Raw genomic sequence first — 13089 nt, forward strand, 5'->3', positions numbered from 1 at the left:
AATATTTTTCTAAAAGTGTGCTCAATTTTAAAAATTTATTTCTGCAAAATATTAATTCTTTGGTTCAAAGTTTCTTCGGATGTAAAACCGAAAATTTCTTCTCTTTTATTCCCTTTTTTGATGATAGTAAAAGGAATACCACTGCCATCCCAAGTTTGGAAATTATTTTTGAAAAAAGCTTCATCTAAATTTTGACCATCTAGTAAAACGATATTTTTTGCTAAATCATTCTTTGCCGCAAAATCTACAACCTTGGTTCCCCAATCTTTTTTCTCGTCAATACTAACAAATGTAAACTTCACGGGTTGATCTTTTAATTCTTTTTTCTTCGCAATGAAATGGGGTATTTCTTGCATGCATGGTCCGCACCAGGTTGCAAAAAAATTGGTTACATACAACGTATCATTCTTTTTATCTGCCAAATAATCTGCCATTTTTTCTGTAGAAAACTCAGGTAAATTGTTACTTTCTGTACTATTTTCAATTTCTGGTGCAGTATTTTCAACAAGCTCTGGAGTAGCATCAATGGTTTTATTTTCCTTTTTGCAGGATATTGCAAATACTAAAACTGCTACACCTAAAATTATTTTTTTCATATTTATATGTAATTTTGAATCTGATATGTGATCAAAAATTGAAATTAGTTTATATTTTTCAATTCTGAAGATAGCGATTTCATATATTTTTCATTAATTTTGAGAAATCTATGGAGAGAAAAGTATCAGAAATATTTAATCGGTTAAAAATAGTTAAAAAGGAACAAATTACCAAAAGCGTTTTCGTTTTAGAATTTGAAATTCCTCTGGATTTTGTAGAAAATTATCAATTTTTAGCTGGCCAATACGTTACCTTGAAATTTTTGCACAATGGAAATGTTGTAGAAAAAGATTTTTCTATGACGAATGCGCCGCAAGAAAAGAATATTTCTTTAGCCATAAAATTCTCAGACGAAAATAGTGCTTCTAGTTCCATATTTCAAAATTACAAAACCGAGGAATATTTAGAAGTAAGTTTACCAAAAGGAAGATTTACAATAAATTCTAAGCCACATGAATTTCGTACAATTGTTGCTTTGGCAAGTGGTATAGGGATTACACCAATCTTTAGTCACATAAAAAATTTGATAAATACAGAACCAAGGACAAGAATTTTTTTATTTTATGGTAATAAAAATTCCGAGGAAGCTGCTTTCAAAAATGAACTAGACTTGTTGGTTTCTGAAAATGAAAATCGTTTTGAAGTTCATTATTTTTATAGCCAAAAAAAAGGACACAATCCTTTTTACGAGGGAAGATTGACTGGTAAAAAAATGGCTTTAATCATCAACCAAATCATGATGTTGGACGATACAGACGAAGAAGCTACACTTTGGGATGCAGTAGATGAAGTGTTGATTTGTGGAAAGGGTGAAATGATAAAATCTTTGGCCAATGCTTGCTATCACCATGGAATACGAAAAGAAAATATTCATTTCGAGTTGTTCGAAGCATATAATGAAGATATTTATCCTGTAGAAAAAGAGTTTCCACTCTTAGAAAATATAGAAGTAGAATTTATTTTAAATAATAAAACCTACAAAACATTACTAGAAAATAATAATGAAAAACTTTTGCCGCAACTCTTGGAGCAAGGCTTTGATGTACCGTATTCTTGTAAATCCGGAATTTGCGGTACTTGTGAATGTCATCTAGAAAATGGACAAGTAGAACTTCTAGAAAATGAATACCTTACGGAAAAAGAAGTAGAAAAAGGGAATATTTTGACGTGTATGTCCATAGTTTTGAGCAAAGAATTAAAAATTAATTTTGATACCATTTGAAAAAAATTATAAACTTTTTTACAAAATTCAAAATACTGGTTGAGATGATGTTTTTGCTAATGATATTAGCAAACATTTGGGTTTTTTCTCTTACAGATGGTAGGTCTTATGAAAAAATTTCCAAAATTCCACCAAGAGAAACAGCTCTTGTTTTAGGTACTTCTCCAAAAATGATGTCTGGAGTTGCAAATCCCTATTTCACCTCTAGAATGGATGCTGTTTCTTTGCTTTATCATCATGGAAAAATAAAAAGCATCATCGTTTCTGGAGAAAAAAGCCAAGGTTATGATGAACCTGCGGCAATGAAAAAATTTCTTATTTATCAAGAAGGAATTCCAGAAGACATTATTGTAGAAGATCCAAAAGGTTTCAACACGCATGCAAGTATTCTGAGGTGTAAAAACGTTTACAAAAAGGAAAACGTGATCATCGTTACCCAAGGATATCACAATATTCGTGCTTTATTTTTCGCTAGAAATAATAAAATGAATGCACTCGGCTTCAACGCTCAAGAGATTGACAAGCCAGAAAGCTATTATAGAAATCAATTTCGAGAATTCTTCGCAAGATTGCAAGCTGTTACCTATTTTATAATTGGTTATTCTCCAGAATAAAAATCATTGATAAGAAATTGGTGATAAATGATTATCACCTTCATCAACTATTAATTATCATCCATCAATAATATTAAAACGGATATCCAAAAGCAAGGTTAAATGTTGGCTTCAAAGGTTGAATTTTACTAAATCTCCATCGCTCGCCCAAAGCTTGGTTGGGATCGTGAATTTTGTAGGCTAGATCTAATCTTAATGTAATGTAGGCAACATTTATTCTTAATCCAAAACCACTTCCTACTCCCATTTGCGATATGAATTTATTAAATTTAAATTGATCTCCAATTCCATTGTCTTTAAAGCTCCAGATATTACCAACATCTGTGAAAATTGCTGCTTCATACATGCTTGTCAAAGGAATCCTGTATTCTATATTGGTCGTCAATTTTACATTGTCCATTATGTATGTTCTCACTGCTTCATCTAACTGTGTATCTGCTGGTCCTAAACCTCCAAAAGCCGTCCATGCACGAATGTCATTACTACCACCATTGAAGTAGGATCGGATAAAAGGAATTGATGTAGAGTTTCCATAAGGAATACCAACTCCTGCAAACTGGCGCAGCGCTAAAGTATGATCTCCAAACTTGAAATATTTTCTAACGTCTACATCAAATTTTACAAACTGAGCAAAGGGAACACCCAAAAATGTTTTTTGTTCTCCCGTGGTGATACCTGTTGATGTATTTTTTGTATTAACAGCATTTAAAATGTTACCCGCAAATTCTACAGTTCCATTAAAGTAAAAAGGATTGTCATAGTCTTTTTTACCAATTTCATTGTACAAAAAATTGTAGATAAATGATGAAATAAAAACATCTTGAGTTTGGCGGTCTTTATTGATTAATGATTGCAAGAAAGTATTGTAAACATTAAGATTGTCCCCAGAAAGTGAATTTATAAAACCTGTATCTGCCAATATGATAGAAGTTAATTGCTCGCTTTTTATCAATCCATTTTGAAAATCTTGCACTAATGTTGGAGAATAAATATTAAATAATACATCTCTATTGGCTCTTTCTGCGGTGAAAAATTCGTAATATTTTTCCTTATTATTGGTCAAACTTAATTGGGTATTGAATAAGGTTAATCTGTGCGAAATAATATCATTAACGTTCGCAAAATAATTAAGACCTGTATTAAAATTCACCCTTCCCAAACCAATATTAGTCTGTTTAGAAATACCTAAATTAATACTAGAGGTGGGAGAATATCTCTTGGGCAAAAATTTGTAATAATTAAATGGCAGCAATAATCTGGGAAAATTTAAAGTAGTTTGTGCAGAAATTTCTGAAGCGAATAGCCGCTTTTCAATATTTCTTGGATTGACTACACTACCAAAAAGTCCAGAAATGCTTGAAGATAAATTTTCTGCTCCGCCAAATATATTTCTTGTGGTAAGATCTACTGAAGGCGAAATTCCAAAATTTAATATTTGAGAATAATTGATATCTGTAGCTAATTTAAAATCATATTTATCCAATGGTTTCAAAATATACACTACATCTACAATACTATCATTCGGAGAACCAACACCACCTCTTCTCAAGGAATCTCTGGATTTTACAATATTGAAATTGTTCATAGCCAATAGGTTTCTTTTCGTAAGATCAAGATTTTTTTGACTGTATGTTTCTCCAGATTTTAAAATGATGCCTCTCCAGAGAGATTGTATTTTATAATCGTCATTAGTATTATGGAATCTTATACCTCGTAAACTATCTTTTTTAGTTTTTTTCGGATAATCAAAATTATTTTTTATCACTGCTACATCTATATTTCCAATGGTAGCCTTTTTGTATGGAGAATCTACAGAATCTTTGTGAATAGCCATTGTTACAGGAACTTGCTTTCTACTATCTAAAGTATCTGCAGTGAAATATATTTCTTCGTTGCTATTATTAAATTGATAAAAACCATAGTCTTTCATCACCGAAGTAATTCTTTTCACTTCATTTTCCAATTTCGTTTGATCTAGTATTTCCTGAGATCGTAATAAACTTTTTTCTATTTTTTGTTGGTAAATATTTTTAATTGTAGGATCAGGAATATCATAATACAATTGGCTGATGTGTGTTGGATCTCTGTGCTTTATGAAATAATTTACCTGTGCTTTTTTGTTTGCAGAATCTAGTTTATTTTCAAAAGTTACATCTGTATCCCAATATCCTTTGTATATCAATCTACTTTTAATGATTTTAGCACTTGTTTCAGATTTATTTTCTTCTAATAGGATAGGAGCTTGACCAAGATTATGAAATTGACGATCTAAGAATAAACTTTTTCCAACGGATTCTGGTTTTTTATATTTAATAAAAAGTGAATCCCGAAGATTTTGATTTCTCATTTCACTAGGATAAGTGAAATATTCGACTAAAATAGAATCATATTTGGCATCTGCAAGATTGTATATCGTTAAAGGAATAGGCAGTATGAAGAGAGATTTTTTGTTTGGCTTTTGGCTTACATAAGTTTCTACTTCATCCTTAAAAATTGCACCATCTTCAAATTTAAAGTTGTTTTTGGTGAGCAGATATTCTCCATCGGGCACTTTTTTGGTAGCGTTGCATGCGTAGAATAGAAAAATTATGGTTGCGAAACCGAAAAATATATGATATTTTTGAAGATATTTTTTTAAATGCTTACAGCTCATCAAATTAAAATTTTACAGTCTTTAGATAAAAAGAAATTTCGGCAAAAATACAATCTCTTTCTGGTAGAAGGAAATAAAAATATTGTTGAAATCAAAAATTCAAGGTATAAAATTAAAGATTTATTTTCTATTAATCCATCGGAATTATCTTTTCTTAACGTTGAAACTACAGAAATAGTTGAAAATGAATTGAAAAAGATTAGTTTTCTACAAAATCCGAAGGATTCTATTGCAGTTTGTGAAATTCAGGACCAACAAAAAGTAAATAATATCCCTATCCAGATTTTTTTAGATGGGCTACAAGATCCTGGAAATTTAGGTACGATGATAAGATTAGCAGATTGGTTTGGTATAGAACAGATTATTTGTAGTGAAGATACGGTAGATTTCCACAATCCAAAAGTGATTCAGGCGAGTATGGGATCTTTCACAAGGGTAAATATATTTTATGAAAATTTAGAAAATTCTATTTCATCCTCAGAAAATCCAACATTCGGAACGGCAATGGAAGGTGAAAATTTATATAATTTTGAATTTCCAGAAAAATATAACATCGTTTTGGGCAATGAAGGTAATGGAATTCGTCCAGAGATAATGAAATTATTAAATAAAAACATCAGCATTCCACGTTTCGGAAAATCACAATCTACAGAAAGTCTAAATGTTTCAGTTGCCGCAAGTATTATTTTAGGGCAAGCATTTTCAAAAAAATAAAACGCTCGAGTAGAGCGTTTTATAGATTTTATTTAAATTAATTTTCCCATGCTAGAAATACTGCTTTTTCGCTGGTATTCTTCTAGTTTTGTTCGTGCATATTTTAAGCCTATTGGTAGCAAATAAATAAGTGCAGCACCAATAATTTTATTTTTCCAACTGGCATCGCTTATTTTTTTCTTAGCATATCCGCCAATTAATGCAACTACTCCAAGTTTGATGATATCATCCATCGCACCTCCAGAAATGGCACTTTCTGTGAAATTCATGATGGCATCTTTTCTAGAAGCTTTTGCAGTGAAAGTAGAAGAAACTTCTTTCATTATAGCACCAGTGTTTAAAGATAAACTCTGCTCACCATCAGAACTTCTTTTCTCTTTCAAATATTTATCTGTAAAACCATGTGTGATTGCACTTAAAGTTTCTTTCTTATTATCAAAAGTAATAAGGTTTTCTAAATCTGAAACTTCCTTGCGCAACAAATCTTTCTTCCTTCTCAACTCTTCTAAACTACTGTACTTCGCCATTTTATTTATTTAATGCATTAATAATTTTGTCTGCCACAGAGTTTTTCAACGATTTCTTGGCAGCGAAAAGAATTCCGATTGCCAGTAAATATATACCTGCCATTATTAAAACTCCAAAACCGTAGTTTCCGAGATAATAACCTATCAACAAGCCTAATCCTATGCTCAATAAAATTAAGAAAAATAAAATTAATACTAAAATTATTATCATAAATAAAATAGAACCAGCTGCAACAGAAGATTTTTCTGTAGCTTCCATTTTCAGCAATTCTATTTTTTTGGTAGAGTAGTCTTTTATTATATCCAGCATAGTTTTAAATTTAATTTAAAAAAAAAGGAACAAAATGTCCCTTTTTTATTTGATGAAAAATTAGATATTATTTCAATCCGTCTAGTTCAGATTCTACATCTTTCACAGCATCTGTAGTTTTTGCAATAATCTGATCTTTGTATTTTCCGTAACCTTCTTTCACGTTTTCGCTCAAGTTGTGTGCAGTTTCTTTGAATGTAGAAGATATATTCCCATATTGATCTTTTACTTTTTCAGAAACTTCGGCATATTTTTCTTTTGCTTTCTCAGAAGCTTTACTGTATTCATCTTGCGCCTGATCTTTCAAATCATTTGCTTTAGATTTTATTTTTTTTCTAGTTTCCACTCCTTCTTCTGGAGCATAAAGCATACCTAAAACTACACCTGCTGCTGCACCTGCAAGTAGACCTGCTAAAACTGCTCCTGCACTACTTCCGCTTTTTCCTTTTCCCATTTTATTGTTTTTTATTTGTTAAAAATATTATTCTAATGTTGATTATAAAGTACAAAAATAACGATAATAAATTAAAATTTCTTTACAATATATTATTTTTTCTTTATAATAATTGAGCAAATCAATGCTACAGTCTCTTCTTTCGTTAAATTAGTATTATCTATCAACATTGCATCGTCTGCTTTTTTCAATGGTGCAATTTCCCTTTCGCTATCTATTTTGTCCCGTTTTATGAGGTTTTGCAAAACTTCTTCTATGGTGATTTCGAAGCCAAGACTTATAAGCTCTAGATATCTTCTTTTCGCACGCTCTTCTTTAGTAGCGGTGAGAAAGAATTTAAAATCTGCATTCGGAAATATTACGGTTGCTATATCTCGTCCATCGACAATTATACCACCTTTTTCCCCAAAATTTTGTTGCAGTTTTAATAAAAAATCTCTTATTTCCTTTTGTTTTGCAATTAAACTTACGTTATCAGAGATTGCTGCCTTTCTAATTTCTGAATCTATATTTTTATTATTTAAGTATAAAGATAACGCTCCATTTTCTTGCCGAAACTCTAAATTGATCTTATCTAAATTTAAAAACAGCGAAGGTAGATCTATGAAATTGTCTTTCGTTGCAAAATTGTTTAACGCAAAATAGGTGACACCACGGTACAATGCACCAGTGTCTACATGAATTAATTCTAATCTATCTGCAACTAATTTAGAAATGGAACTTTTTCCGGTAGAAGAAAATCCATCAATGGCAATTATTGGTTTTCGCATGGGTTAAAGTTCGGGAAATTTAATTTATATTAAAAATTAATTCTGAAAAAATTTTTGATAAAGATTAATATCTGTTTCCAGATAAATCCAAGGTCAGTCCTAGTTGATTGACATTAGATGAATTGTGATATCTAATGTGCGCAAAATCAAATCTAAATTTAGAAAATTTAATGCCAAAACCAGCAGACAATCCTGTGAAAGATCTTTGGTCCAATACTGCCAATTCGTTTCCACGCTTTACATTATATCCTAATCTTATATTAAAAGAACTTTCTGGAAAAAATTCCGCTCCTAGAGAAATGTGATCTAAGACTTTGCGAGGTAATTTTACTTCTTGTCCGTTTACATCTTCAGTGGCAGATATATCTAGTTGTTGCAGATCATGTGCAGTGATGGTAACAGCCACGGGAAATTTTTCTAGTGTTTTGGTGTATCCAAGATCTACTCGAAAAGGCAATAACTCTCTTTGTACATCAAAAGCTTTTATTTGGTATCCAAAATTTCTAAATACTAATCCTACAGTTTCTTTGGTATTTTTGAAATTATAAGTAACTCCAGCAGTTCCAGCAATAGCCATAGAAGAGTAGGTATCAATATTAGAAGTAATAAATTGCACAGAAGCACCAATTGTCCATTCGTCTTCAAATTGTTTCGCATATCCAAGACCAATTGCTGCATCTGTAGCAGAAAAATCTCCATTTTGAAACCCAGCTTCATCTGTTCTTGGCGTTGTGCCATAGTCCATATATCTTGCGCTAACGAAAACGAGATTGCCATTTTCTAGATCTCTGGCATAGTTTACGGTTCCATATTTTGAATCTGCGAGGTACAATGCTGCGTTCACAGAAAGTTTGTTGTGCATTTCCACATTTAAAAGTGCAGGATTTACGGCTGCAAAATTTACATCGTAATCTCTGATAGAAACAGCATCTCCACCTAAAGCTGCCTGTCTTGCAGAGACGGGAATATTCAAAAATGGATACACATTGTTTCCACCTTGCCCAAAGCTGAAAAAGCTTGTAATCAATAAAAATAAAAGGTAAATTTTCTTCAAAATGGCATATATCTGTTGCAAAAATAATTCTTTTTAAAACTTATCAAAGCATTTACTAAAATATTTCTACTTTCGATAAGATATTAATAACGAAATTATTGTTGAATCCTTATATTTGCACAATTATTATTTAAAAAAAATTTTATAAAAAAAATTGCTACCTATGAAATATCAAAGAATTCTTTTAAAATTAAGCGGAGAAGCACTAATGGGAAACCGCCAATATGGGATTGATAATGACAGATTAAAAGAATATGCTTTAGAAATAAAAACAGTAGTAGATTTGGGTTGCCAAGTTGCCATTGTAATTGGTGGTGGCAATATTTTCCGCGGTTTAGCTGGTGCAGCAAAAGGGATGGATAGAGTGCAAGGAGATTATATGGGAATGCTTGCAACAGTGATAAATGGCATGGCTTTGCAAGGAGCTTTAGAAGATATCGGATTAAAAACCAGACTGCAAAGCGCCATAGAAATGGATAAAGTTGCAGAACCATTCATCAAAAGAAAAGCTACAAGACACCTGGAAAAAGGAAGAGTAGTAATTTTTGGTGCAGGAACAGGAAATCCTTATTTTACCACAGATACTGCAGCTACTTTGAGAGCCATAGAAATAGGTGCAGACGTAATATTGAAAGGAACTAGAGTAGATGGTATCTACGACAGCGACCCGGAAACGAATGCCAACGCGGTGAAATATAATTCGCTTACCTTCCAAGAGGTTTTTGATAAAAACCTGAAAGTAATGGATATGACGGCATTCACGCTAAGCCAAGAAAATAATCTACCCATCATCGTTTTTGATATGAACAAAGATGGCAATCTTCTAAAAATTGTAGAAGGTGAAATTATTGGAACACTCGTGAATTTTGGATAATATTTAATAAATTTGAAATTCATTTAAAAACAGTAATAAATAATTTAAGATATAATTTTATACAAATCATGGAAGAATTAAATATGATTACCGAAATGGTAAAACAAGAAATGGATGCAGCCATCAAACATTTGGAGCATGCCTTCGTGAAAATCCGTGCTGGTAGAGCTTCTACAACCATGGTGCAAGATGTAATGGTAGAATATTATGACGCCATGACGCCACTTTCGCAAGTAGCCAACGTTTCTATACCAGATGCAATGACGATCTCTATTCAACCTTGGGACAAGACCGCCATCAAGGCGATAGAAAAAGCCATCATCATTTCGAATCTTGGTTTTGCACCTTCTAATAACGGAGAAAACATCATCTTAAATGTACCACCATTAACGGAAGAGCGCAGACGCGACCTAAGCAAACAAGCAAAAGCAGAAGCTGAGCAAACCAAAGTGACCATAAGAAATGCCAGACAAGATGGTATGAAGGAATTGAAAAATCTGGAATCAATTTCCGAGGATCTGATAAAAGATACCGAAGCCAGAATACAAACAATGACGGATAAATACATCGCAACTATCGATGAACACGTGAAAGCTAAAGATGTGGATATTATGAAAATATAATAATTACTTCTAAAAAAACAAAAAACTCTGGAAATATTTCCAGAGTTTTTTGTTTTATCGTGCAGTTTGCTTTATTGTTTTTGCTAGCATATTCTTCAAAACTGCAAATTAAAACGCCGGGATTGCAATTACGGTATTTAAGATTATTTTTATTTTATGGTAAAGACGGTGTAGGCAGGTTTTCCCCATTTCTTTGGGTTGATGAATTGCGCCAATTCTGGGTGTTTTAATCTTGAGATGTCTAATTTGTGTAATTCTTCCATACTCGTTTTTTTAAATTTTATTTCGTAATAATATACATTTTAACAAATATGATGTGTCGGAATTTCCGACGTGGCAAACCGAACGCAGTTAAACCTGTCGGAAGTTCCGACGGGGGCAAGCCAAAACTGAATGAAGGTTTCGGAGTTTCCGATGATCAACAACAGTACAAAAAATCTTAACATATGATTTTAGCACTATTGTTTTTTTGCATCACCTAAAATTAAATAAAAATTTAAAATATTTTAAAAAAAAGAGATGAAAATTTTGGAAAACTTAAAGATAATGTTTGAAAGTATTTCAATTCGTAAATAAAATTTATTTGATGATACTACGTTTGGTGGGAATTTTATCTATTTTAGCGGGAATAAATAATGTATCACGGTAATGATACATATCTCTACGAAATTGGATGGATATGTATAAGTTTATCATATATATATATACACGTTGGCAGTAATTTTAACGAAAAAGAACGAATGTAGTAATTTAAAACAACAGAATGACAAATAAATTAATTCAAATTATTTCTTATCAACCGCAATATAAAGTTGAAGTAAATCAACTAATTAACGAAATAAAAGAAGAATTTGACTTACAAATTTCTAATAAATCTTATGGATTGAAAGAACCAGATTTCTATTGTGTTGCACAAGTGGAAAAAAAAATAGTAGGAACTGTTGCAATCAATTATGAAAATGGATTTGCTGTTTTGAAAAGAATGTTTGTTTTAAAAGAAATGAGAGGAAAAATAATTGGAGTATCTCAATTATTAATGAACAAAGTTCTAAAAAATTGCATTGAAAATAATTTTGATACTATTTATTTAGGAACGATGGAAGAATTTAAAGCGGCGCATAAATTCTATGAAAAAAATAATTTTGTGAAAATTTTAAAAGAAGATTTACCAAATGAGTTTATAAATAATCCAATAGATAGTGTTTTCTATAGATTGCGAGTAAACAAAGATGATATAAAGTACTGATTTTGCTAAATTAAAAATGCTTTTTGAATTAGTCATAATTTTGCAATCAAAAAGAAGCTACAAAAATTAGTTTAAAAAAAATAGAAAGAAGAAAACAAATTAAATCATTGAAAAATTTGACAATAAACAAAAAAATAATTAAACTTATGATAATCAAAAACATTGAAATTTTTAATTAAAAAAAGAAAAAACTACTGCCAACAGCGGTTTCAAGAAATGGCGAAAAATGTGGTAAATTCACGTTTTTCTTTCGCAAGAAATATTATCTTAGTGGAAAATATGCGGTTACGAAGTTCGCCACTTCTTGAAGCCGCGACACGTCAGGCTGTGAAAAAACTCAAATTTCACCTAATTATTCAATTTATTCAACCTTTCAAACCTCAATATATGCGTTTTTAAGCTGGCTATTTTTTAGGCTACAATTAATAATGTATTTTTCACATAACCGAAAACAAGCTCAAAATAAGTCGTTTTAATATGTAAACCAGACTTCCTTTTGTAAGGCAACTTCCAATTCTTTAATTTTGTAATTAAAATTCAATGCTTTTAAATCCATACTCTCCACAAAAGCATCTACAAACCGAACAGGATTATCCTGCGAAATTGGATCTTCTAAACTCGTAAAAACCATTTGATTGCGGGCAATTCCAGTGATATGTTGCATCATTAAATATACGAAAATACAAGCGAATTATTAAAATTATTTCCCTATTTTTGAATATAATAAACGAAGGTTTTTTCACAGACTGACGTTAGCAGATATTTTAAAACAACGCATAAAAACAAATGAAAAAAATGACATATTTAATAATTGGGTTTTTAATAATAGGTGGAATTGCTTTTCTTTTTGCAAACTCAAAGAATAAAAGTGAGGAAACTTTACAAAAAATGTCGACCATAAGTGTAAAGTATCAATCTGAAAAAGAAATCGAAAATCTTTCAAATGACAGTTTGACTTATTCTGAAAAATTAAATAAAACAAAAGAACTTTATCCATTTGAAAAATGGCGAAAAAATTTTTTGGAATATCAAATGGAACAATATACTGAAGAAAACTGTAATGAAGCGAAAAATATTTTTGACAACTTAATTTCAAAACTTTTAAAAATTGGTGAAAATGGAAATCGAAATGAAAAAGAAAAATATTTTGAAATTGCTGTTAAATCATTAAATAAATTGAATGAAAAAGATGAAGGAATTATTGAAACTGGAGAAAGAGAAGATTTATGCGAGTTAATTGACCGAATAACTCTTGCCTCGGGTTTAAAACCAAAAAATTATGCTGAAGGAGAAGGAATTGCAGATTTATACAGAGAATGGTAAAAAAAACATCTGCTAATAACTAAGCTTTCGTTTTGTCTGAAAGACAAGAAATGAAAGCCCGTTGAACGGAACCTTCGGTAGCTTTTGCTCCCCACTTGGTAACCTTAT

General features: G+C 31.1%; 16 protein-coding genes. 8 read left to right on the forward strand and 8 right to left on the reverse strand.

Annotated features, from left to right (window positions below):
* Window positions 1–35 precede the first annotated feature (35 nt).
* Window positions 36–596 carry a TlpA family protein disulfide reductase gene (locus HNQ03_RS10885; protein ID WP_173779708.1) on the reverse strand — a complete coding sequence of 187 codons (561 nt, stop codon included), beginning with the start codon at window positions 594–596 and terminating at the stop codon, window positions 36–38.
* A 110-nt stretch (window positions 597–706) separates the two neighbouring features.
* Between HNQ03_RS10885 and HNQ03_RS10890 the strand changes: the two genes are divergently transcribed.
* Window positions 707–1819, forward strand: coding sequence for a 2Fe-2S iron-sulfur cluster-binding protein (locus HNQ03_RS10890; protein ID WP_173779709.1), 1113 nt, complete (start codon window positions 707–709; stop codon window positions 1817–1819).
* Window positions 1820–1878: 59 nt separating this feature from the next.
* Window positions 1879–2433, forward strand: a complete 555-nt coding sequence (locus tag HNQ03_RS10895) for a SanA/YdcF family protein (RefSeq protein ID WP_173779725.1) — start codon at window positions 1879–1881, stop codon at window positions 2431–2433.
* A 73-nt stretch (window positions 2434–2506) separates the two neighbouring features.
* Here the strand turns inward: HNQ03_RS10895 and tamL are convergent, their stop codons facing one another.
* Window positions 2507–5086, reverse strand: coding sequence for a translocation and assembly module lipoprotein TamL (gene tamL, locus HNQ03_RS10900; protein WP_173779710.1), 2580 nt, complete (start codon window positions 5084–5086; stop codon window positions 2507–2509).
* Here tamL and HNQ03_RS10905 point away from each other — a divergent pair.
* Window positions 5072–5800: an RNA methyltransferase gene (locus HNQ03_RS10905; RefSeq protein WP_173779711.1), complete on the forward strand. Its 729-nt coding sequence runs from the start codon at window positions 5072–5074 to the stop codon at window positions 5798–5800. The two genes, tamL and HNQ03_RS10905, sit on opposite strands and share 15 nt — an antisense overlap.
* A gap of 32 nt (window positions 5801–5832) precedes the next feature.
* On the opposite strand, the gene HNQ03_RS10910 is transcribed toward HNQ03_RS10905, so the two are convergent.
* The 5 genes from HNQ03_RS10910 to porQ all read right to left on the reverse strand — a co-directional run bounded on the left by HNQ03_RS10910 (window position 5833) and on the right by porQ (window position 8936).
* Window positions 5833–6327 carry a phosphoribosyl-ATP pyrophosphatase gene (locus HNQ03_RS10910; RefSeq protein ID WP_173779712.1) on the reverse strand — a complete coding sequence of 165 codons (495 nt, stop codon included), beginning with the start codon at window positions 6325–6327 and terminating at the stop codon, window positions 5833–5835.
* 1 nt (window position 6328) lies between these two features.
* Window positions 6329–6637, reverse strand: coding sequence for a phage holin family protein (locus HNQ03_RS10915; protein WP_173779713.1), 309 nt, complete (start codon window positions 6635–6637; stop codon window positions 6329–6331).
* Between the two features lie 67 nt (window positions 6638–6704).
* Window positions 6705–7091 carry a YtxH domain-containing protein gene (locus HNQ03_RS10920; RefSeq protein WP_173779714.1) on the reverse strand — a complete coding sequence of 129 codons (387 nt, stop codon included), beginning with the start codon at window positions 7089–7091 and terminating at the stop codon, window positions 6705–6707.
* A 92-nt stretch (window positions 7092–7183) separates the two neighbouring features.
* A complete protein-coding gene (gene cmk, locus HNQ03_RS10925; RefSeq protein ID WP_173779715.1) occupies window positions 7184–7861 on the reverse strand; it encodes a (d)CMP kinase in 678 nt (225 codons plus the stop codon).
* A 64-nt stretch (window positions 7862–7925) separates the two neighbouring features.
* Window positions 7926–8936, reverse strand: coding sequence for a type IX secretion system protein PorQ (porQ, locus tag HNQ03_RS10930; protein WP_226927496.1), 1011 nt, complete (start codon window positions 8934–8936; stop codon window positions 7926–7928).
* A 142-nt stretch (window positions 8937–9078) separates the two neighbouring features.
* Between porQ and pyrH the strand changes: the two genes are divergently transcribed.
* The 4 genes from pyrH to HNQ03_RS10945 all read left to right on the forward strand — a co-directional run bounded on the left by pyrH (window position 9079) and on the right by HNQ03_RS10945 (window position 11658).
* Window positions 9079–9789: a UMP kinase gene (gene pyrH / locus HNQ03_RS10935; RefSeq protein WP_173779716.1), complete on the forward strand. Its 711-nt coding sequence runs from the start codon at window positions 9079–9081 to the stop codon at window positions 9787–9789.
* 68 nt (window positions 9790–9857) lie between these two features.
* Window positions 9858–10412: a ribosome recycling factor gene (frr, locus tag HNQ03_RS10940; RefSeq protein WP_173779717.1), complete on the forward strand. Its 555-nt coding sequence runs from the start codon at window positions 9858–9860 to the stop codon at window positions 10410–10412.
* A gap of 314 nt (window positions 10413–10726) precedes the next feature.
* A complete protein-coding gene (locus tag HNQ03_RS16185; RefSeq protein ID WP_262888562.1) occupies window positions 10727–10855 on the forward strand; it encodes a hypothetical protein in 129 nt (42 codons plus the stop codon).
* A 320-nt stretch (window positions 10856–11175) separates the two neighbouring features.
* Window positions 11176–11658: a GNAT family N-acetyltransferase gene (locus HNQ03_RS10945; RefSeq protein ID WP_173779718.1), complete on the forward strand. Its 483-nt coding sequence runs from the start codon at window positions 11176–11178 to the stop codon at window positions 11656–11658.
* 472 nt (window positions 11659–12130) lie between these two features.
* Here HNQ03_RS10945 and HNQ03_RS10950 read toward each other — a convergent pair whose 3' ends face one another.
* Window positions 12131–12325: a hypothetical protein gene (locus HNQ03_RS10950; protein ID WP_173779719.1), complete on the reverse strand. Its 195-nt coding sequence runs from the start codon at window positions 12323–12325 to the stop codon at window positions 12131–12133.
* Between the two features lie 128 nt (window positions 12326–12453).
* Between HNQ03_RS10950 and HNQ03_RS10955 the strand changes: the two genes are divergently transcribed.
* Window positions 12454–12981: a hypothetical protein gene (locus HNQ03_RS10955; RefSeq protein WP_173779720.1), complete on the forward strand. Its 528-nt coding sequence runs from the start codon at window positions 12454–12456 to the stop codon at window positions 12979–12981.
* Window positions 12982–13089: the final 108 nt, after the last annotated feature.

It is taken from the genome of Frigoriflavimonas asaccharolytica, assembly GCF_013294015.1.
Taxonomy (GTDB): Bacteria; Bacteroidota; Bacteroidia; order Flavobacteriales; family Weeksellaceae; genus Frigoriflavimonas; species Frigoriflavimonas asaccharolytica.

Bases quoted from the DNA above. Each gene is read 5' to 3' on its own strand.
- HNQ03_RS10885 (WP_173779708.1), bottom strand. From the start codon at position 596: ATGAAAAAAATAATTTTAGGTGTAGCAGTTTTAGTATTTGCAATATCC.
- HNQ03_RS10890 (WP_173779709.1), top strand. From the start codon at position 707: ATGGAGAGAAAAGTATCAGAAATATTTAATCGGTTAAAAATAGTTAAA.
- HNQ03_RS10895 (WP_173779725.1), top strand. From the start codon at position 1,879: ATGATATTAGCAAACATTTGGGTTTTTTCTCTTACAGATGGTAGGTCT.
- HNQ03_RS10905 (WP_173779711.1), top strand. From the start codon at position 5,072: ATGCTTACAGCTCATCAAATTAAAATTTTACAGTCTTTAGATAAAAAG.
- tamL (WP_173779710.1), bottom strand. From the start codon at position 5,086: ATGAGCTGTAAGCATTTAAAAAAATATCTTCAAAAATATCATATATTT.
- HNQ03_RS10910 (WP_173779712.1), bottom strand. From the start codon at position 6,327: ATGGCGAAGTACAGTAGTTTAGAAGAGTTGAGAAGGAAGAAAGATTTG.
- HNQ03_RS10915 (WP_173779713.1), bottom strand. From the start codon at position 6,637: ATGCTGGATATAATAAAAGACTACTCTACCAAAAAAATAGAATTGCTG.
- HNQ03_RS10920 (WP_173779714.1), bottom strand. From the start codon at position 7,091: ATGGGAAAAGGAAAAAGCGGAAGTAGTGCAGGAGCAGTTTTAGCAGGT.
- cmk (WP_173779715.1), bottom strand. From the start codon at position 7,861: ATGCGAAAACCAATAATTGCCATTGATGGATTTTCTTCTACCGGAAAA.
- pyrH (WP_173779716.1), top strand. From the start codon at position 9,079: ATGAAATATCAAAGAATTCTTTTAAAATTAAGCGGAGAAGCACTAATG.
- frr (WP_173779717.1), top strand. From the start codon at position 9,858: ATGGAAGAATTAAATATGATTACCGAAATGGTAAAACAAGAAATGGAT.
- HNQ03_RS16185 (WP_262888562.1), top strand. From the start codon at position 10,727: ATGTGTCGGAATTTCCGACGTGGCAAACCGAACGCAGTTAAACCTGTC.
- HNQ03_RS10945 (WP_173779718.1), top strand. From the start codon at position 11,176: ATGACAAATAAATTAATTCAAATTATTTCTTATCAACCGCAATATAAA.
- HNQ03_RS10950 (WP_173779719.1), bottom strand. From the start codon at position 12,325: ATGATGCAACATATCACTGGAATTGCCCGCAATCAAATGGTTTTTACG.
- HNQ03_RS10955 (WP_173779720.1), top strand. From the start codon at position 12,454: ATGACATATTTAATAATTGGGTTTTTAATAATAGGTGGAATTGCTTTT.